Source organism: Butyrivibrio hungatei, assembly GCF_900101605.1.
Lineage (GTDB): Bacteria > Bacillota > Clostridia > Lachnospirales > Lachnospiraceae > Butyrivibrio > Butyrivibrio hungatei_B.
The window spans coordinates 43732-63302 of record NZ_FMUR01000013.1 but is presented as its reverse complement, the minus strand read 5'-3'; the positions used below and the strand labels follow the sequence as shown (position 1 = coordinate 63302).

The 19571-nt window shown below is 40.8% G+C and carries 18 protein-coding genes; 5 read left to right on the top strand and 13 right to left on the bottom strand.

Annotated features, from left to right (window positions below; genetic code table 11):
- Positions 1-36: 36 nt before the first annotated feature.
- From BLP87_RS11110 to BLP87_RS11095, 4 genes are all read right to left on the bottom strand, one after another.
- Positions 37-1368 (bottom strand): ATP-binding protein, encoded by a 1332-nt coding sequence (locus tag BLP87_RS11110; protein ID WP_074462747.1) that lies wholly within the window; start codon positions 1366-1368, stop codon positions 37-39.
- A 232-nt stretch (positions 1369-1600) separates the two neighbouring features.
- Entirely contained in the window at positions 1601-2545 is a 945-nt protein-coding gene (locus BLP87_RS11105; protein ID WP_074462746.1) for a helix-turn-helix domain-containing protein, read from the bottom strand.
- 148 nt (positions 2546-2693) lie between these two features.
- On the bottom strand, positions 2694-5141 hold the full coding sequence (locus BLP87_RS11100) for an amidohydrolase family protein (RefSeq protein WP_074462745.1): 2448 nt from the start codon (positions 5139-5141) through the stop codon (positions 2694-2696).
- Positions 5142-5146: 5 nt separating this feature from the next.
- On the bottom strand, positions 5147-5887 hold the full coding sequence (locus BLP87_RS11095; RefSeq protein ID WP_143002132.1) for a hypothetical protein: 741 nt from the start codon (positions 5885-5887) through the stop codon (positions 5147-5149).
- A 140-nt stretch (positions 5888-6027) separates the two neighbouring features.
- Here BLP87_RS11095 and BLP87_RS11090 point away from each other — a divergent pair, with 140 nt between their 5' ends.
- Positions 6028-6504, top strand: a complete 477-nt coding sequence (locus tag BLP87_RS11090) for a methylglyoxal synthase (RefSeq protein WP_026655443.1) — start codon at positions 6028-6030, stop codon at positions 6502-6504.
- Between the two features lie 317 nt (positions 6505-6821).
- Here the strand turns inward: BLP87_RS11090 and BLP87_RS11085 are convergent, their stop codons facing one another.
- From BLP87_RS11085 to BLP87_RS11060, 6 genes are all read right to left on the bottom strand, one after another.
- Positions 6822-7397 carry a histidine phosphatase family protein gene (locus BLP87_RS11085; protein ID WP_074462743.1) on the bottom strand — a complete coding sequence of 192 codons (576 nt, stop codon included), beginning with the start codon at positions 7395-7397 and terminating at the stop codon, positions 6822-6824.
- Positions 7398-7472: 75 nt separating this feature from the next.
- A complete protein-coding gene (gene rsgA / locus BLP87_RS11080) occupies positions 7473-8390 on the bottom strand; it encodes a ribosome small subunit-dependent GTPase A (RefSeq protein ID WP_074462742.1) in 918 nt (305 codons plus the stop codon).
- Positions 8390-10420, bottom strand: a complete 2031-nt coding sequence (pknB, locus tag BLP87_RS11075) for a Stk1 family PASTA domain-containing Ser/Thr kinase (protein ID WP_074462741.1) — start codon at positions 10418-10420, stop codon at positions 8390-8392. The genes rsgA and pknB overlap by 1 nt, the downstream gene beginning before the upstream one ends.
- Positions 10413-11174: a Stp1/IreP family PP2C-type Ser/Thr phosphatase gene (locus tag BLP87_RS11070; RefSeq protein WP_074462763.1), complete on the bottom strand. Its 762-nt coding sequence runs from the start codon at positions 11172-11174 to the stop codon at positions 10413-10415. The genes pknB and BLP87_RS11070 overlap by 8 nt, the downstream gene beginning before the upstream one ends.
- Before the next feature lie 253 nt (positions 11175-11427).
- Positions 11428-11706, bottom strand: coding sequence for a hypothetical protein (locus BLP87_RS11065; RefSeq protein ID WP_026655448.1), 279 nt, complete (start codon positions 11704-11706; stop codon positions 11428-11430).
- A 149-nt stretch (positions 11707-11855) separates the two neighbouring features.
- On the bottom strand, positions 11856-12509 hold the full coding sequence (locus tag BLP87_RS11060) for a nitroreductase family protein (RefSeq protein WP_074462740.1): 654 nt from the start codon (positions 12507-12509) through the stop codon (positions 11856-11858).
- A 314-nt stretch (positions 12510-12823) separates the two neighbouring features.
- On the opposite strand from BLP87_RS11060, the gene BLP87_RS16085 reads away from it, so the two are divergent.
- The gene (locus BLP87_RS16085) at positions 12824-13696 is read left to right on the top strand and encodes a DUF6033 family protein (protein ID WP_074462739.1); all 873 of its coding nucleotides are present in this window, start codon (positions 12824-12826) and stop codon (positions 13694-13696) included.
- Positions 13697-13739: 43 nt separating this feature from the next.
- On the opposite strand, the gene rlmN is transcribed toward BLP87_RS16085, so the two are convergent.
- Genes rlmN through BLP87_RS11040 form a run of 3 tightly spaced genes read right to left on the bottom strand, consistent with a single transcriptional unit; the run spans position 13740 to position 17019 of the window.
- Complete coding sequence (gene rlmN, locus BLP87_RS11050) at positions 13740-14813, bottom strand: dual-specificity RNA methyltransferase RlmN (protein WP_242871857.1); 1074 nt, start codon at positions 14811-14813, stop codon at positions 13740-13742.
- A gap of 4 nt (positions 14814-14817) precedes the next feature.
- Entirely contained in the window at positions 14818-16233 is a 1416-nt protein-coding gene (rsmB, locus tag BLP87_RS11045) for a 16S rRNA (cytosine(967)-C(5))-methyltransferase RsmB (RefSeq protein WP_074462738.1), read from the bottom strand.
- A 3-nt stretch (positions 16234-16236) separates the two neighbouring features.
- Positions 16237-17019, bottom strand: a complete 783-nt coding sequence (locus BLP87_RS11040) for a histidine phosphatase family protein (protein WP_074462737.1) — start codon at positions 17017-17019, stop codon at positions 16237-16239.
- A 228-nt stretch (positions 17020-17247) separates the two neighbouring features.
- On the opposite strand from BLP87_RS11040, the gene BLP87_RS11035 reads away from it, so the two are divergent.
- From BLP87_RS11035 to BLP87_RS11025, 3 genes are read left to right on the top strand one after another with little or no spacing between them, the layout of a single operon-like run.
- On the top strand, positions 17248-17724 hold the full coding sequence (locus BLP87_RS11035) for a DUF2975 domain-containing protein (RefSeq protein WP_074462736.1): 477 nt from the start codon (positions 17248-17250) through the stop codon (positions 17722-17724).
- Positions 17725-17737: 13 nt separating this feature from the next.
- Positions 17738-17953, top strand: coding sequence for a helix-turn-helix domain-containing protein (locus tag BLP87_RS11030; protein WP_074462735.1), 216 nt, complete (start codon positions 17738-17740; stop codon positions 17951-17953).
- 4 nt (positions 17954-17957) lie between these two features.
- Complete coding sequence (locus tag BLP87_RS11025) at positions 17958-19556, top strand: DUF4153 domain-containing protein (RefSeq protein WP_074462734.1); 1599 nt, start codon at positions 17958-17960, stop codon at positions 19554-19556.
- Positions 19557-19571: the final 15 nt, after the last annotated feature.

Here is a 19571-nt window from a genome sequence, read left to right as displayed (position 1 = left end):
GTTTCAGTTATATGCTTGATAAAACAAAAAATTCATCTAAATAAATAACACATAGTAATGTGGCAGTATTATTTTCGCACCTGACACCCCATTCCTATTGGCTATTAATTTGTATGCCTTATCGGGCGAATACTCTTTTATAAAATTATTAAGTGAAACCGATGCCGTATTTCCAGCCTTCACCTCTATCGGTACTACCTCTCCATCTTTTTCAATAAGAAACTCCAATTCATGCTCATCATCCGGTTTATAATAATGGAGATTATAGCCGCGTTTGATAAGACATTCAGATATTATATTTTCATAAATGCCACCTTTAGCATTTCCCTTAATTGTATTGTTAAGTATTGCCCGCTTGGTTTCAAATCCGTACATACAAGTCAAGAGCCCTGTGTCATTTATATACAGTTTGAACTGTTCAGGCTTCTCGTTTGCCATAAGCGGAATATACGGTTCAGAAATATTGTAGCAAGCATTTACCAAGCATGAATCTTTAAGCCACTTTACGCTGCCTCCGAATTTTCGACTGGTCTGTCCTTTTTCAACCGTTGAATACTGAAATTTTTTTAATTCTTTAGCCAATTGTCTCGGAATCGCGTCATAGCACATTCTAACCAACTGCTTTTCTTTTCCCTTTGCATGTTTAGTAATATCATCCTGATATAGCGCGATGATATTATTCTGAATGTCCATAACTCTGTTAAAATCTTTGTTTATAGCGAAATCCATGACCACTTCCGGCATTCCGCCCACAACAATAAATTCCCTAAAAAGCTCTTCAAATTTATTATGGATACTTTCAGGAATCTGCACGTCAGATCCCATATATTCCTTAAGCTCATTGATCACATCCGAATCATATCCATAAGCCCACAAAAACTCTTCAAAATCCAGAGAATACATTACAAGTTGTGTTTCATATCCAACAGGAAGAGAAGCAGGTTCCTCAACTTCATCGTCATCATCCTGCCCATAAGAAAGTCCCAATAATGATCCGGATGCAATAACGTCATAGCGCATCTCTTCTGCCAAAAATTTCAGAGCAGTGCGCGCATTACCACAGCACTGAATTTCATCCAAAAAAACGAGCGTATTTCCGGGTATAAGCTTTATTCCCGGAATATTCGCCGTCATTCTTTTAAATATCTCTTCAGATGATAACTCACCATCAAATATCTGCTTTAACTGCTTTTGTTTAAAAAAATCTATGCTGATAAAAGACTCATATTCTTTTTCTCCAAACTCTCTTACAATAAAAGATTTTCCAACCTGTCTAGCGCCTTTTATTAAAAGGCATTTTTTTAATTGTTCTTCACGCCTTTGTCTTTTCCAATTCAATAGTTCCGCATATGCTTTTCTTTTTAACATAAGCACCATTTCTCCTTCGATTTTTACACTTTGATATTACAGCATTTTCCTAGTCTTCGTCAATATTAATGCATAAAATCGGGGTGCTTTTTCACAGAAAGTTGCATAAAATCGGGGTGCTTTTTTCTTGAAAATTACACAAAATCGGGGTGTCTGTTTTTGCACAATTACTGCATTTTCAGCACATACACTTCTGCACTTAACAGGGGTGTGGGAAGTTCTTGTAAAAACATTATTCCGCACTAAGATTCTCAGCTGTTATCCTCTTTCGGTACAAGACATGTGTCTGATAGACGATCAAAACAAATACCGCAATACCCAGAACAAAATCTGCTGCCGTCTCTCTGGCGGTTGTTGTGACCATAGATGCTGCAGGAAAAAACATTCTCGATTTGCTTAAGTCATGAAACGTATCATATAAATTGCCGATTATACCGGCAATTGCAATTGCCGTGATCATATTTACCCATAATTTACGATTTTTTTCGCGTATAAAAAAGAAATATGATGCAACCGCTCCAATAGCACCCGGAACAGTAGCTTGCATTAATTCAACCACTATTTTACGAAGCCATATCATAGTATCCACCCCATCAGTTAAAGAAGCATAAAAATTATTCAAATAAGTGAATACTATAGTCCCATCAAGCAAAAACAGTGTAATGAAAAAGCCCATCATCATCACGCCTATTTTCTTAGGTGTTAACGTATCTTTTATTGCATGATATAAAGCAAATAAAAAAATAATGACATAAATTATATATCTCAGAACAACAATGCGTTCATCCTCGGAACCATGCATATAGTTCATCGGCCTTGATTCAGACAAAGATTTAAATGACTGAATAAATAATATCATTGCCTTCTCAGCAATTTTTATAAAAAAAGATATAACTACGATGGCATATAATGCAATTGCCATATTATTTACAAGTTTATTTTCAACAACGGGAGTTCTTTCCGCCACTTTTACCATCTCCTTTCCGGACAGTAGAGTATCAAGGCTCACATCCAGAATCTGAGATAAATTTTTTGTCGTAATAAGATCAGGATAACGTTCACCGCGTTCCCAACGTGAAACTGATTGCCTACTCACAAACAATTGATCCGCAAGAGATTGCTGCGTCATCCCTTTCTTTTCTCTCGCTATTCTTAGTTGCTCGCCAAATTCTACCATATATAAAAAATTCCTTTCAAAAAATCTATATTCTCATCTGCGCAAGATGTTGAAATCAGTATCTCTTTTCCCATTATATTATACAAGCACCACCTGAAAAAAGGGATGCACCAATATGGTGCATCCCAGTAAATATCTGCGTTTACTATCAGATCTTCGGATCTGTCACCTTGCCTCCAAGGTTAATTTCTTCATCAAAAATATCTACATAACCTTTCAGCGAAAGCGCTTTTTGACGAAGTGTCTTGGAATGTCCCCACACCAAGATGTGAGCCTTTCCTTTTCCGTTCTTGGCTTCCTGAATGAGATTGGCTGCGGCGCTGTTACCGTCAAAGGCAACAACCATAGACGGTCTTCTCTCGAATATCTCGTAGTTAAAGCTCTTGTAAATGCCCATTCCCTGAGTCTCCGTAGAAACTCTGATCCTGACCTTATAAGAAAGAAGCATATCTTTTTCCTTCTCTGTTATCATGGCAGGAACAACAGCATAGACTTTAAATTTCTTCTTGTTATTATCAAGAAGATACTTTTCATACCCTGAAAGCTTATGCCCGATGACAAAACAGACTTCTTCCGGACTAAGCTTATCCATAAGGGCATCAAGCTGCGCGGCGCCCTCTTTGGTCACTCTGGTAGCTCTGTTCTCTGTGTTAAAGCTTCCGCCCAAGAGCACTACCGGGAAATATGACCACGAAATTTCTCTTATGCGCTCCTTGAGTTCTTTATTGGCATCGAGCAAAAGCCCCTTTGATGAAAGTCTCCTTTCCGATATCTTAACAGCTTTCATCTTCTCAAGAAGTACTTCCTCGATATCTCTGTCCTTGATAAGCGCATTGAACTTCTGTTTCTTGGCTGCATAGGATGCCCTGCTTAATTCTATTATCTCTGTTTCAGCCTGCTTCATGAGGCTTATGTCACTATCCGTAAGCCCCAGCATCTTAATAAGAGAAAGCTGCTCGTCAACGGAATTTGTCCCGTACAAAGCCGCTCCGTCGGTTCCCTGAACGCACTTAAGCCCGTGCTTTAAATACTGCTTAAGCGGGTGCTTATCAAGTGAATTGAGATTATTCAGTCTTACATTGCTCGTAAGCTGAAACTCAAGAACTACGCCGTTTTCCCGAAGCTGTTTAAGGACTTCTTTGCCCTTCTTTGATCTGGGACTGTAGGTATAAAGTCCATGTCCCAGCCTCATCCGCGGCATCTGCTGATCGGGTGCAAGAAATTCTTTTACACACTGAATGCTGTGAGATATATTATCTTTCTGGCTGTCATTCTCACCCGCATGAACTCTTATCACAAACGAAGGATCTTTGGCAGCAATCTTGACTATTTCCTTAAATGCGGGCTTCAAAGTGATTATGTCATTTATCTCTTCTCCGACAAAGTCACATCCCGCAACATAAGGATCGAGCGCTGTTGCCTTCAGAACTTCAAGGTTCTGCTCAAGATAATTTGAAGGAGTCACCGCATCTTTGATGATTGTAAGAGGTATCCTTCGCATTGCGGCAAGAAACCTTATCATAACGCCGGTCTCTCTGTGTATTGCAGGCATTACTTCATGCACCTGCTTTAGCATATCTATCGATTCATACTTTTTTACAAGCGTCGTATCGCTTATCTCCGCATAGCAAACTCCCTGTCTTTTATAGTTTCTGGCTATCCAGAGAAGTTTGTCCTGGAAAAGAGTATTGTGGCAATATTCATCATTTTCTTTATCCATGAGCATTTGATTCAATGCTTTTTTCACATCTTCATCCGGAATCTGGGAAACGCTGTGAATATCTATCTTTTCATCACATTCTTTTCCTTTGGTAAAGACATATCTATAAAGATAAACCTTCTCAAGGTTTGTAAAAACCGCCTGTCCGTCCTTTATAACGGCAAGCGAGCCCCTTATCTTGACGATATTAAGCTCCGCATCATTTAAGTTATTCAGAATAAGATCCGCGAAGTTGATGAAGGTGTTGTCATCTATTTTTCTGTCCAGATATTTTCCGGAAAGATCTGATGATGAAAACTGTCTTGCCACTTTCTCTCTGCTTTTCAGCATCTTGATCCATTGCTTTTCCGTAAGCTCGAGATTGAGTTTTTTTACATAATACAAGGGATATCGTATCTGATGGTAGATCCCGAGTGCAATCAGGATATCCGCCGGAAGGTTGCCGTTCATATGCGTATGAAGGTCTGTTCTGAACTTGAGATTCTTGTTTATGTAAGTCTTAAAAATAGTCTTATTAAGATCCAGCTGATAATTCTTGGTCTGGCTCATCAACGTCTTTGCAATCGCAGGGACAGATGCCATAACTTCCACTCTTTTGTCGGGAAAGATCTTTGCTATCTCAACATCGCGAAGGCTAAATATATAGCTCTCTTCATTGTTTCCGTCAATAAAACAAGGAACTTCGCCCTTTGCAACAAGCATTCCGTTTCCGTCCTCAGAAAGACTCAGTTTGCATATTGCGGCGAAGTTCCGTATAAGATTCCCTGTGTGATGATTCGGCGTCGAAAGCACATACCACATCTTATCAAGATCTTTATAAAGACTTACTATAATATCTTTTTCATCGTCAAGAAAAAAACACGTAAAATAAGTCATAGAAGTCATCCTTCCTTCATGTGCTTCATAAGCTCATCAATAGTAAGTTCTTTTCCCGTCTGCTGCTCATAAATCTCTGTAAAAGAAAGTCCCTGGTCGGCAGGATTGAGATCGACATCTTTGGTCTTTGCTTTCCATCTGTTATCGTCAGGAAGAAATGCATAAGCAATGTTGTGCTGTTCCCACTCATATGCCATATCATCAGGCGTTCTGTAGGACTCCATATCTCTTCCGTGCACCTGGTGTTCCTCTATAAGAGCCGAGCAGATTATCTTCATATCCTCATTATTTTCGATTTTGTATGAGTCCACGATTTTCCAGTTATCCTTGGTATAAACCGCAGAGAATTCTTCATCTCCGTAGGTAAAAGCGTAATTTTTGCCTTTTCCGTCAACATCATGAAGCTCGATATCGGAAGGATCGCTTAAGATTCCCTCTTCCTCCAGATTTTCTTTTACTTCTTTTGCCTTCTCCACTCCTTTTTTAATTTTCTTCTTGGCCTCAGAGTCAGCATCGTTAAAGCCTTCTATCTCAATTCCGACTCCAAACTCAGACTCAAGATAAGAACTTGCATCGGAAACAAAGCCATTCATAACATCAGAAACTGTCGCAAGTCCCGATGATATCTCCTCTGTTTCTTCAAACTGTGAAAGAAAATCTCCGCAACCTGCAAAGCAAAACACCGTAACAAGCAGTAGTGCAAGAATAATTATTTTGTTTTTGTAATTAAAATTTTTTCTACTCATATCGTAATTATAAGGGGTTAGAGAAAAAAGGTCAAAAAAATTAACAAATAATACAATCAAGACTCTTTGACACTATTTGTTTTATGGTGTATTTTGGAAAAAAGAGATAAAGAAATAACGCGCAAATAAGGAGGAGTTTCATGTCAGATACAATTACACTCACGATTCCGAAGCAGAAATCGATCGCACTTATTGCTCATGACGGCAAAAAGCCCGAGCTTATAAAATGGTGCAAAGATAATGCCGAGACATTAAAAAAACATTTTCTTTGTGGTACAGGTACAACGGCAAGAATGATCACAGATGCCACAAATCTTCCTGTACGCGGGTATAATTCAGGCCCTTTGGGCGGCGACCAGCAGATTGGTGCAAAGATCGTAGAAGGCAAGATTAATTTCGTTGTATTCTTCTCAGATCCGCTCACAGCAGCACCTCACGATCCTGACGTCAAAGCGCTCATGCGAATCGCACAGGTTTACGACATTCCTTTTGCCAACAACAAGGCAACCGCAGACTTCCTCCTTCATTCAAGTTTCATGGATGAGGAATACGACCATGATGTTATAAATTTCAAGCAGAATATCGCACAGCGTGCCGAAACACTGCCCAACGAGTAAAATCATTCTTTAACCGATAGGTTATGCGAGAAGTTCAAGGTACCGGCATATAAGGTGCATTTTCGCATTAAGTTTTGTTCGTTGATATTCAAGGCATATAAAGACGGAGTAATTTATTCTTTCAATCCAAACTCGCCCATAAATGGGCTCAAACAATGGATTGAAAAACAGAATAAATTACTCCGTCTTTTTATGCTCTTGAATGTTGCAACTCACAAAAAAACTGCAAAAATGCACCTTATATACTGATACCTTTTACTTTGTTGATAATATATTCATTTAATTAAAACCTTAACATTTCACTATTTTCTCAACATTCACTTAATGTCCTTAACAAGGCGGTGTGTGCCGTCTTTGGATTCGTATACGAAGATTTCACAGTTCTTGGGACGGGGACGCCAGATGTAGCCGCGCTTGGCGTTTTCAAAGTAGCCGCGGATCGGACGAATGATTCCGCCGTGGCAGACAACGAGCACGTTCTCATAATCTTTTTGCTCAAGCTCTGTTAAAAAAGATCTCGTGCGCTCTACCATGTCTTTTACCTTTTCGACTCCCGACGGTGCGGGAAAGATTTCGGGAATCGTCCAGTATGCAGTCATTGGAAATGCAACTTTGTAATAGTTTACTCCGTCATATTTTCCAAAGTCCGCTTCAATTATGCGCTCATCGGTTATTATATTTGAAGGATCTATATCACCGATAATTGATGCAGTCTGAACCGCTCTAGTAAGCGGGCTTGCATATACCGCGTCAAACTTAACATCGCCGATCTTGGCTTTGGTTGCGCATGCCTGCTCCATTCCTGTCTCATTGAGAGGAATATCAATTCTTCCCTGCATCAGTTCTTTTTTGTTGTAATCTGTCTGTCCGTGTCTTGTAACGTATATCTTCATCTTGTATTCTCCATTAATGCGGATTTCTGCAATTTCATTTAAGATGTCATGCTTCTTAATTATCAAGCGCAAAAGTCATCGTCTTGCTTTTTTACTGTAATCCGGCCTTGCGTTCTTTAAATCCTCATATATTATCTTGTAATTTTCGTAGCGAACCGCAGAGATTTTCCCTTCGCTGAGCGCATTTTTTACACCGCAGTCAGGCTCTGCAATATGCGAGCAGCCACCGAACCTGCACTCGGGTTCAAACTCTTCAAATTCAGGATAATACTGCATAAGATTGTCGGTAGTCACATCATTTAAGTTAAGTGAAGTAAATCCCGGAGTATCGAAAAGATAGGTCTCTTCGTCGCCCTGCGACAACTCACTTACGTAAAAGAGCTCCGAATGTCTTGTTGTATTTTTTCCTCTGTCTATCTTACGACTAAGTTCTCCCGTCTGCATAAGAGCATCAGGTACGAGCTTATTTAAAAGCGAAGATTTTCCGACTCCGCTTGGTCCCGCAAGAGTTGTGGTCTTTCCGCGAAGGAGCTCTTTTAACTCATCAAGTCCCTTTTCCTCTTTTACACTTATAAAAAGAACTTTGTATCCACACTTCTCATATGCATTATAAAGTTCCTGCTGCTCTTCCTGCGTCGCAATGTCCTGCTTGTTGAAGCATATTATAACCGGAAGATTCTGCTGTCTCATCATGATAAGAAAGCGATCGAGCAAATTATAATTGGGATCGGGCTTAACTATGGCAAACAAAATAACCGCCTGATCCACATTGGCAACAGGCGGTCTTAAAAGCCGGTTCTTACGGGGAAGTATCTCTGTGATATTCCCCTTTTTATTCTCTTCGTCGATAATGTCTATCATGACATTATCTCCAACCAGCGGTTTTACATTATCTTTTCTGAAGATGCCCTTTGCTTTACATTCATAGATTCTCGCATCATGAGTTTCTATGTAGTAAAAGCCGGCAATTCCTTTAATTATCTTTCCCTGCATTAATGGGTCTCCTGTGTAAACTGAGCTCGCAATTGAACATCAACCCGTTCCGGAACAAAGCCTGCATCGGGTTCTGCCGCAGGTACGGATACATAATATGTATAACTTACAACTCCCGTGGGTGTTTTAATTCCGGCAATTTCAACAGGATACGGGAATGAAGTTGTATCAAACTCGCGAAGTACCGTACCTTCCGAGGAAGTAATGGTTATATGCACCTTATCTCCGGGATTATAAGGATATTTTCCGCCTTCAGGTGCAGGTAAACTCTCTTTAAAGGAATATGAAATTTCACCGGGTCCTGTAGATACCTCTATATGTACAACAGTTCCTTCCTTAACCTTCTTTCCTGCTTCAGGGATCTGTCTGCAGACCTTATCTATAAGTTTAGGATCGGAATTCTTAACATCCTTGGCTGTTCCAAGCTCAAGTCCTGCTTCTACCAATACAGCCATAGCTTCATCCGTCTCAAGTCCTACAAGATCGGGAACTTCAATCTCACCTTCGATTGAGGAAGCTTCAGTTGATGCATCTGCTTTTCCCTTGTAATTTGAACCGTTACTTACATACACAGTGATAGTGGAGCCTTTATCAAGCTTCTCGCCTGCCCCCGGTGATGTTGATACAACGGTGTTGTTAGGTTTTACATTATCTTTATCGGCTTCTTTTTTTACCTTATATCCTCTATCATCTTCAAGCAACGACTTTGCCTCGGCATATGTCTTTCCGACCACATCGGGAACCTTTCCCTTATCGCTGTCCTCTGCCGATACCTTGACATTACTTGCGCCCGAAGAAGCTTCACCTGAATCAATAGTTCCAAAAAGTCCGATTCCTCTTGCAACGATCAAAACAACAACAAGAGCCACAATGACCGCCATTACAATTGCTATTGAAGATGTAATTCTCTCGATCTTACCGTCTTCCTGCATTGTTCCTCTGCGTCTTCTGTCATGCTCTTCCCTGTAGTAGTAATCTTCCTCTTCTTCGGCTTCTTCGTCTTCGTAATCTCTGCCGTATTTTCTTATTTCTCTGTCATAATCGTCATAGTCATCCTGTTCATACTCTCTGACTACATCACGTTTAAGTCTCATCTGCTCAGGTTCGGGCATACGTGAATCTCTGCTCTTCACATGCCTCACCTCCTCATCGGATGCAACTCTTGTTACACCGTCCTCATCGGGATCCACCATAGATACAAAATCCTTGTCGGGTGTAATAAGTGATTTCTTGAGGTCCTGAATAAGTTCAGCTGCATTCTGATATCTTCTGTCAGGACTCTTTTGACAACATTTAAGAACAATCTTCTCCACACTGATCGGAATTTCTTCGTTAAAGTCTGCCGGTGTGGGTAGTTCCTCCTGAATGTGTTTGATTGCTATCGCAACGGTAGTGTCCCCGTTAAAAGGAACTCTTCCCGTAAGCATCTCAAAAAGTGTGATACCCAGTGAATAAATATCACTCTTTGCATCGCTGTATCCGCCTCTTGCCTGCTCCGGAGAAGTATAATGCACCGAACCCATGACATTGGAGGTAATGGTGTTACTTGTAGCAGCCTTCGCAATACCAAAGTCTGTAACCTTAACCTTACCGTCTTTGGAGATCATAATATTCTGAGGCTTGATATCTCTGTGAATGATATTGTTATTATGCGCAGCCTCAAGACCCATGGCAACCTGTATAGCAATGCTGACAGCCTCTTTTACAGAGAGTCTGACCTTCTTCTCAATATATTTTTTGAGAGTAATGCCGTCTACAAGCTCCATGACGATATAATTGATACCGTCCTCATCGCCGACATCATATACATTCACGATGTTGGGATGCATAAGTCCTGCTGTTGACTGTGCTTCAACACGAAACTTCGCTACAAAATTCTCGTTCTCCGAAAATTCCTGTTTCAGTATTTTTACCGCAACAAGACGATTAAGTTTATGATCTTTTGCTTTATACACATCGGACATTCCGCCGGTGCCGATCTTTTCAAGCACCTCGTAGCGATCTCCGATCACCATACCTATTTTAATCATTCAGTCCTCCATCGCGAGTGGGTTCATCGGCAAAGGGTTCTATCAGGATAACTGCTATATTATCCTTGCCTCCGTTATTATTTGCCGCGACAACCAGCTTCTGGGCCTTTTCTATAATGTCTCGCTGACCGCTGACAATCATGCGGATTTCTTCATCTTCAAGCATATTTGTGAGACCGTCCGAACACATAAGGACGATATCCCCTCGATTTAGTTCCACTGTAAAAAAATCGATGTCTACAGTTTCCGTGGCACCGATTGCCCTCGTGATAATATTTTTATCAAGATGTGTCCGAGCAGTTTCTCTATCAATTCCGCCCATTCTGACCATCTCTTCCACAAGGGAATGGTCTCTTGTTATCTGGGTGATTTTATTATTGATGACGTAGAGCCTGCTGTCACCGACATTCGCAACCTGCAAATATCTGCCGATAACCGTACATGCGACAACCGTTGTTCCCATACCAAAGAGCGACGGGTTCTCTGCCGCTTTTTCTCTGAGGTTGTGATTCGCAATTTTTATCGCATTCTCGAGAATCTTAACAGGACTCTGTTCAAAAGACTTCTCTATCTCTTCCACCATTGTGTCAACCGTATACCTGGACGCGTAGTCACCTGCGTTGTGACCTCCCATGCCGTCCGCAACAATAAACACATTGGAAAGATTACCGATTTTTCTATCTGAGGAAAAGATATAATCCTGATTAAGCTTTCGCTTCTTTCCAATATCCGTCACGGAAAAAGTCTTTAACAAACCAACATCCTCCACAAACCCTTTTTCATCATACACATACAAAATAAGCAGGTACTACACTTTCTCCTCCAAAAGCCTCCTGCAAAGCAGTTTACAGGGGCCATAATTATCCCTGCCCATTTCACTCCTAATTATAACCAACTTTATAGTCTTTAGCAATTATAAGTGTTTGATATTGTATTTGCAATCTTTTCATATTTTAGTCATCAAATGCCTTTATATCCCCATTTTTATGTATCGACCGCGATCACTTTTACATTGCCATCGCAAGAAATGCCAAAATATATATCGCTATAACCGATACCGTCGCAAATATATCAAATATACCTAAGATCTTTACAGTCTTGTCGCCTTTTCCCAATGAACGTCCCACAAAAAAGAACACAAAGCCAAAAAAAGCAAAAAACATTGTAATTGAATTGATTGCTCTTATAAAGTTTGAGTCCTCAAAAGCATATAAAAAGATAAAATTCAAAACTGCCGATACTATCGGTACTATCTCCACTATTGTTGCTATCTTTTTCTTGTCCATTCCCCTGTTATCATGGTCATCCGAAAATGACCATTACTCCTTTCCTTTTCTTTCCAATCACTTGAATTCTATTCTAACTCATAATCGGAATTTTTTTAAGTTTCGATATTTCGTTTCCCAGTGTTTTCAAGCGTTTCCAAGCAACAGTATCAGATCTTTTTCCCCGAACCGATCTCAAAGTGGCACTTTACGATACCGATATCCACCTTGCTGAAAGGGCCGCCCTTGTCAATAAATTCAACTTTTTCACCATCTGCAAATTTTATCACGAACTTCTGCTGATTTATTGCAGTGGGAGCCAAAAGAGCCATCTCAACGCCTTGATTAAACCAATCCGGACGCTCACCTGCTGCCTCAACCACCTGCTCAAAAGTCTTGGATTTTCTAACTTTCCCCTGGTCCTTGCCATAACCTATTGCGATAGCTATAACAAGTTTTTCATCGGGAGCAACTTCGGCGGATATGGTCTTATGATTAAAGCCCCCTGTCCAGCATGTGTTAAGTCCTAAACTCTGTGCAAAAAGAACCAGTTTCTCGCCATAGTAACCAATCTTTTGTTCCAGGTCATCCGAAGCTCTGCCGACACATGCGATAACGCTCGGTGCCGAACCAAGTCCCCTTGCTCTGTTTATCAGATTATTATATATTCTTCCCGCATCTTCAATAAACTGCAAATGAAGTCCGCTCTCAGCATTGAGCTCACTCACTTTGGCTCTTAGCTGTATGATTTTCTCCGGCTCGATCATCTGCGGCTTATAACTTCTAACCGAATGTCTGGCCTTGATTGCTTCGATTTCTGTCATATTTTTTCTCCTTCCAGATATGAAATGGTCTTCCCATGTCTCTTTGCATATTCAATCTCAGATCTTGTGCTGTCTCCGATATTATTTATTTTTGAATATAACATTCAAGCCAATCTATGAACAAGTTACTTTTATAATTATTTTATATTTTTCCTCTTCATTTTCCAAATGCTTTCGTCGATAAAAAAATTAGAAATGGGTAAGTATTCGCTCATGGTATTTGAAAAGGATTTCAGCACCGCTCTCATAATTCAAGTATACTAATACGTTTACACTTGGAAAGAGCATACTTTTTACAAGGAGGTAATAAAAATATGTCAGGAATAAGCAGTATTTCCGCATCCGGCGGTAACTCAGAGATTACCAAAACTTCTTATGCAAATAAAAGCAATCAGGCAACTGCGGCCAAAGCTTCTCAATCTTCCAAAACAGAATTAAAGTCATGGAGTCCGATTGATACAAAGAGTTCGCTCGTTCCCTCAATGACGGATTACGGTATGACCATCGGCAATGTAGAGCTTTCGGATAAAGCCAAAGACTATCTTGATAAGCTCAAAGCCAAATATCACAACATGGAATTCATCACCGTCAGCAAGGATATGAAGGCGCAGGTTCAGCAGAATGCTGCGGCATACGGCAATGCCAACAAGATGGTAGTTCTCATAGATGAAGAAAAGCTTGAGCGCATGGCCACAGACGAAGCCTTCCGCAATAAGTACGAAGGAATCATCGCTTCATCGCAGGCCAAAATGATGCAGGCAAAGATGGGACTTACAAGCAGCGGCGCAAATATAAAGAATTTCGGAATGTCCGTCGACTCAAACGGCAAAGAGAGTTTCTTCGCTACAGTAAGCGATTCTCTCGATCTGCAGAAAAAACGCCTTGAGAAAAAGGCTGCCGAAAAGAAAGCGGAAAAAGCCAAAGAAAAGAAAGCAGCTGAAAAAGAAGCCCGTGAAGAGCGTATTCAGAAAGCAAAAGAGAAAAAAGCCGAAAAAGCAGAAGCTGATAAGGCTGAATCAGACAATGATATTAATGAAATTGATGATGAAAATTTCGTTATGTTTGAGGCCGATTCAATGGAAGAACTTTTATCTAAAGTTCAGACATACGCTTACAACAGTTCATCAAACAAGATTATGTCTACTTCCGAGCGCACCGTCGGAACTACGATTGATTTCAAGGGCTAAAAAACAAGTGTCTGAGCACTACGATTTTGCAGTGCTCAGACACTTATTTTTTTTCACCGACATATCTTCTTCTGAGCTGGCCGCAGGCTCCGTCTATGTCCCTGCCCATCTCTCTACGAATCGTCGCATTTATTCTGTTCTTTTCAAGCTTATCCTTGAACTTAACCGCATGAGAACGATCGGTAGGTTTGAAATCTCTTTCTTTTATCGGATTCACGGGAATCAAGTTTACAACACAGTTAAGTCCGGACAAAAGCTTTGACAATTCGGCTGCATCTTCATCAGAATCGTTAACTCCCGCAACAAGCGAGTACTCAAAAGTAAGCTGTCTTCCGGTCTTGTCAAAATAGGTCTTGCAAGCATTCAGCACTTCATGAATCTCATACTTATTTGCGATAGGCATGAGCTCTTTTCGCTTGTCATTATTTGATGCGTGAAGAGAAAGCGCCAGATTTATAGACAATTTCTTTTCCGCAAGTTCTAAGATCTTAGGCACGATACCGCATGTGGATACCGTAAGATTGCGCTGTCCGAGGTTCATTCCGTGCTCATCGGAAAGAAGCTCGATGAACTTAAGAAGATTATCATAGTTATCAAGCGGCTCTCCGCTACCCATGACAACGACTCTGGATATCTTTTCCCCTGTGTAGCATGCTATAGCATATATCTGATCAAGTATCTCCGATGGCAAAAGATTCCTCACAACGCCGTCAATTGTCGACGCGCAGAACCAGCATCCCATCCTGCATCCAACCTGCGAAGATACGCAGACACTGTTACCGAATTTGTATTTCATGAAAACGCTCTCGATAACATTGCCGTCGTAGAGTCCGAAGAGGAACTTCTTGGTTCCGTCAATCTGCGACTCCTGCACCTGCACAACCTCAAGGCATGTATAACTGCACTTCTGCTCGAGCTTTTCTTTGAGCGACTTTGGGATGTTCTTCATCTCGTCGTAGTTTCTTGCTCTCTTTACATGCATCCAGTCATAGAGCTGTTTTGCCCTGAATGCAGGCTCACCGATTTCCTTGATGAAAGCCGTAAGTTCATCGAAGTTTAGGGATTTTATGTCTATTTTGTTTTCTTTTCCTAAAATATATTCACTCATAATTATCATATATTTATTTCACTACTCTTTTAAGCTTTGCAATAAAGAACCCGTCTGTTCCGAATTCTCCGGGAAGGAGCTGTATGTAGCCCTTCTTTGCGGTATCTTTTATGTTATATTTATCATTTTCAACAATGTACTTTGGAAGCACATCTGTGATATCCACGGGTTCAAACGGAAGCTCGGCGCAGATTCTTTTTACCATCTGCTCATTCTCGGCCTTGTTCACCGTACATGTGGAATACATAAGCGTTCCGCCGACTTTGACATAATCCCAGCAAGCCTTAACTATGTCCCACTGAAGTTTTGTCAGTTCATCAAGTTTAGCTTTTTTGATATTTTGCTTGATATCGCTCTTTCTTCCTATGATTCCAAGTCCCGAGCACGGAACGTCGAGATAGAGGTAATCGGCGTTTCTCTTCATATTGTCATCATGGATCTTGGCATCGACAACCTCTATTGTGATATTATCAAGCCCAAGTCTTGCAGCATTCTCAGCAATAAGCTCCTTTTTTGCAGTAGAAACGTCTCGTGAAAAAACTTTTCCGTCTGCGCCGACTTTCTGCGCCGCGTGCATACTTTTTCCACCGGGAGCGGCACAAACATCAATAACCGTGTGTCCTTTTAAGGGATCCGCGATTTCTGTAAGAAGCATGGAACTCACATCCTGAACCGCAAATTTTCCTTCCGCATATCCCGGAAGATATCTGATATTGTCGGTCTTTTCAAGTTCAAGCGCATATGGCAGGATCGGATTTTCTTTTACAACAACTCCCGATTCTTCGAGTTCTTTTTTCAGCTTGAGCGCAGCAGCTTTCGCAGCTTCCGTATCCGATAAGCCGTTATCCGTGTCAGCTTTGCCCGCTGTACATCTGATAACCGTCGGGCGCGGCTCAAGGAAGAACTTAAGCATTCCTTCCGTCCTCTCAAAGCCGTACTCCGTAAGCCACATCTTGCACAACCATGAAGGCTGCGAATAAACTACGGACAGATAATCAACTCCCCCGTTCTCATTTTTGTCCGGATATGAAATATTTTCTTTATTCCTTGAAATGTTCCTAAGAACGCCGTTGACAAAGCCTTTCAGTCCCGCGAACTTATGCTTTTGCGCAAGTTTTACCGCCTCGTTGCAAGCAGCGCTGTCGGGAATGTTATCCATGAACATTATCTGGTACGTTCCCATTCTTATCAGACTTCTTATCAGAGGCTGCATCTTTTTTACCTCTGTCTTGGAAAAAGAATCTATAACGTAGTCTATCTGTATATTTCTCTCAAGGCAGCCCTCAACCACTCTTTTGATAAACGCTTTGTCTCTTGTTTCAAGATAATCGTATTTTTCAAGTGCATCCTTTAAAAGCGTAGTTTTCCTGCCGCCATCCTTGTCGTACTCCATCAGGATGTTAAGTACTATCTCCCTAATATTCACCATAGATCAGTGCCTCTCATTTTTATTTTCGTATCTTTCGCAGAACCTTGCAGAAAAAGAAGGTTCTTCCCCCGCGATATTAAGATGAGTAATGTCTCCCATTCCTATTGTTCTGAACGTTCCTATCCCCTTCTCACGCTCTTCGGAAGCTACGATCGTAACCGAAGTCGGCGCAAGTGCAATGAACTGAAACAGAACAAAAGGTGAGACATTCCATAGATATGACAGAAGAACAGACGTAATGCCATAATGGCAGAAAAAAGCTATAACTTTGTCATTACTCTTATTTACCTTAAATATCAGTCCGTCTTTCTCATAACCCTGCTCACGCAAAAAATCATCAAAAGACGAAACCACATAATCATACACCTTACACATGTCGCTGTATATAACAGGTTCGGCATTTCTCCATGCATTTTTGTCAAAAAGCTCAGGATGCCTGCCATAGTACGAAGGAAGCATATCCCACACTATTCTCGTCTCATACCTTCCGGTCTTAGGATCTGTCTTAAGCTCGGTTTTATAAGCCTGCCTTGCACTCTCCGAAAGATTAGGATCAAACTGAGCCGGAAATTCTTTTAACCAGTCATAAGTGACCGCTTCTTTTCCGAGTGCCTTAAGCGAATACTCCGCAGTTTGCTGTGCCCTTCCAAGAGGCGACATGTAGATCTCATCGATGTTGTAATTCTTTATGTAATCGGCAAGGAGCTGCGCCTCTCTTTGCCCCTTTTCGGTAAGTCCGTCTATTTCGTAGTTCGGATCACCGTGCCTTATAAATATCAGCTTCATAAAATCAACTCTTTCCTTCGTAAATTTCTTTTATCATCTATTTCATTATATAACAAATATTGCAGCTAACGCCTTGCCATTAAGCACACGCCACACGGGTATTTATTCACCTTTTTCTCGAGTCTCAAAAAACTTTTATCGTTTCTCAATAAAAAAATATTGCAAATCAAAAAGGAACGTGTTATAAAAAAATATACAAGTACTTGGTAACACATTTTGGAGGATAACATGGATAGCAGATTAAATAATTTCGTTAAAGCCATCTTGGATCTTTGCTTCTATTTCGGATTGGTGGTAATTGTCACAATCCCTTTTTTCCTGAAGCAGGCAGTCAACCTTGCAGTATACGCTTTGGGTGAAAGCACGGAATACAGCGCGATCAACGACCATTACGCATACGCTCTGGTTTCTATCATGATCGCGGGTATTGCCGCTCTTCTCATTTTGTATGAACTTCGAAAGATGATGAAAACAGTAACAGACGACGACTGTTTTGTTGATGCAAATGTGAAAAGCCTGTACCGCATGGGAACTTATGCTTTTATCATAACCGCGATCAAACTTCTTAGATGCTTCGTGTATTTCACACCGGCAGCCGTAGTTATCGCAGGAGTATTTCTTTTTGCCGGGCTGTTCAGTAAAGTCTTGGCAAGAGTCTTTGACAAAGCCGTGAGATACAAGCAGGAAAACGATTTAACCATTTAACGGAGCAGGTGAGATTATGATCGTAATTAACTTAGATGTAATGATGGCAAAGAGAAAAATGGGACTGACCGAACTAGCCGGCAAAGTCGGTATCACCCTGGCTAATCTTTCTATCCTAAAAAATAATAAGGCAAAAGCCGTAAGGCTCGAAACCCTTGATGCAATTTGTAAAGCTTTGGATTGTCAACCGGGAGATATCCTTGAATACGTTGACTCTCAGGAGGAATAAAAGTATGGAAACACAGAATAATCAGATGCCGCAATATAGCAATAACGGATATGGATATAACGGGCAGACAGGCACGTACACCCCTGTCGGAGCCATGCAGCACCCCATCAATCAGTTTGCGCTTAAGGCCGCAGCTGCTCAGAAAGAAGGTGCGGAACATTTCAAAAAATACGGAATTTTATCCGCCATGTTTGGCATAATATACAGCATCTGTCTGTATAATAACCACTCAAGCATAACATACCCGATATTTATGCTTTGCGCCCTGATAATACTTAAACTTGTAAGAAAAAAAGACGGCCTCTCACTGACAGCCGACTGTAACGGCAAAAGAGGTCTCGGAATCTTTTATGTTGTTTCCCTGATGCTTCTTTCCGTGCACAGGTGCCTTACGACCAGTTTCGCCTTGGCTTTTTGGGAAAGAACCGCTATATTCATGCTGTTCTTCAGTTACGTAATATACCTTTATATGGACACAACGGGATTCAGTATCGGCGAATGGTTCCTCAGTCTTTTTTTAACCGTTATAATGCCCTTTGAGCATTTTTCCCGCCCGTTCTCAGACTTTGTCGCACATATTAAGCTTAAAAACAAAGATGTTGATACAAGTGAGAAAAAGAAAACCGTCTGTGCGGTACTCATAGGATTGGCAATCGCAGTGCCCCTGCTTCTTGTGATCGTACCACTACTCTGCTCTGCAGATATGGTCTTTAAAAACATACTGACAACCATAAATATCGATTTCAGTCTTACAGAAGAACTCTATCATACCGTAATGATGGTCTTAACCGCAGTATTTGTCTTCTTGAGTGCGTATGCCATAATTACTTCGATGATTGCAAAAGAGCTGAAGATTAAAGTCAATGGCCTTGGTACAAAGAATCCTGTAATTGCCATTACATTCACAGGCATCATCGGCGCTGTTTATATTCTGTTCTGTATTATCCAGCTTCTTTATCTTTTCAGCGGAAGCGTTGCTCTTCCAAAGGGATATACTTATGCAGAATATGCACACGAAGGATTCTACCAGCTTTTGACCGTTTGTATCATTAACATCGTTATGGTTTCGGTTTGCCGGTCTTTTTTCAAAGAATCAAAGGTGCTTAAAGCCCTGCTGACAGCCATAGCCGGATGCACATACATAATGATTGCATCTTCAGCAATGAGAATGATACTCTACATAGATGTTTATCACCTGACATTCCTCAGACTGTTTGTACTCTGGTTCCTTGCGGTACTTTGTTTCTGGCTTGCATTTCTTATTGCGAGCATGTACATCAAAAAATTCCCGGTCTTCAGAGCCGGAATGGTGACGATAACAATTGCGTTTCTGATATTTATCTACAGTAATCCGGAATACAGGATTGCCAAATACGACATCGAAGCGACAGGCCCGTCGATAAACGTGCAGTCTCCCGACGCCTCATATATAAAGTGGTTTCTTTCTTACGATGCGGTTCCGGCGCTTAAAGGAAATGAAGTTTTAATATATGACTACAAGGACGGCCGCAAAGATTACAAATTTGATGATGAAAAAAAATATACGGGACTTAGAAGATTCAATTTTTCGTATCATATTGCGCAGAAATATCTATGTAAATGATGAAAATGTCAAAAG

What these genes read in the sequence shown, in the direction of transcription:
- rsmB (WP_074462738.1), bottom strand. Translation starts at nt 16,233, where the DNA reads ATGGTGAATATTAGGGAGATAGTACTTAACATCCTGATGGAGTACGAC.
- BLP87_RS11110 (WP_074462747.1), bottom strand. Translation starts at nt 1,368, where the DNA reads ATGTTAAAAAGAAAAGCATATGCGGAACTATTGAATTGGAAAAGACAA.
- BLP87_RS11100 (WP_074462745.1), bottom strand. Translation starts at nt 5,141, where the DNA reads ATGACTTATTTTACGTGTTTTTTTCTTGACGATGAAAAAGATATTATA.
- rsgA (WP_074462742.1), bottom strand. Translation starts at nt 8,390, where the DNA reads ATGCAGGGAAAGATAATTAAAGGAATTGCCGGCTTTTACTACATAGAA.
- rlmN (WP_242871857.1), bottom strand. Translation starts at nt 14,813, where the DNA reads ATGATAATTATGAGTGAATATATTTTAGGAAAAGAAAACAAAATAGAC.
- BLP87_RS11090 (WP_026655443.1), top strand. Translation starts at nt 6,028, where the DNA reads ATGTCAGATACAATTACACTCACGATTCCGAAGCAGAAATCGATCGCA.
- BLP87_RS11040 (WP_074462737.1), bottom strand. Translation starts at nt 17,019, where the DNA reads ATGAAGCTGATATTTATAAGGCACGGTGATCCGAACTACGAAATAGAC.
- BLP87_RS11105 (WP_074462746.1), bottom strand. Translation starts at nt 2,545, where the DNA reads ATGGTAGAATTTGGCGAGCAACTAAGAATAGCGAGAGAAAAGAAAGGG.
- BLP87_RS11035 (WP_074462736.1), top strand. Translation starts at nt 17,248, where the DNA reads ATGGATAGCAGATTAAATAATTTCGTTAAAGCCATCTTGGATCTTTGC.
- BLP87_RS11095 (WP_143002132.1), bottom strand. Translation starts at nt 5,887, where the DNA reads ATGAGTAGAAAAAATTTTAATTACAAAAACAAAATAATTATTCTTGCA.
- BLP87_RS16085 (WP_074462739.1), top strand. Translation starts at nt 12,824, where the DNA reads ATGTCAGGAATAAGCAGTATTTCCGCATCCGGCGGTAACTCAGAGATT.
- BLP87_RS11065 (WP_026655448.1), bottom strand. Translation starts at nt 11,706, where the DNA reads ATGGACAAGAAAAAGATAGCAACAATAGTGGAGATAGTACCGATAGTA.
- BLP87_RS11025 (WP_074462734.1), top strand. Translation starts at nt 17,958, where the DNA reads ATGGAAACACAGAATAATCAGATGCCGCAATATAGCAATAACGGATAT.
- BLP87_RS11085 (WP_074462743.1), bottom strand. Translation starts at nt 7,397, where the DNA reads ATGAAGATATACGTTACAAGACACGGACAGACAGATTACAACAAAAAA.
- BLP87_RS11060 (WP_074462740.1), bottom strand. Translation starts at nt 12,509, where the DNA reads ATGACAGAAATCGAAGCAATCAAGGCCAGACATTCGGTTAGAAGTTAT.
- pknB (WP_074462741.1), bottom strand. Translation starts at nt 10,420, where the DNA reads ATGATTAAAATAGGTATGGTGATCGGAGATCGCTACGAGGTGCTTGAA.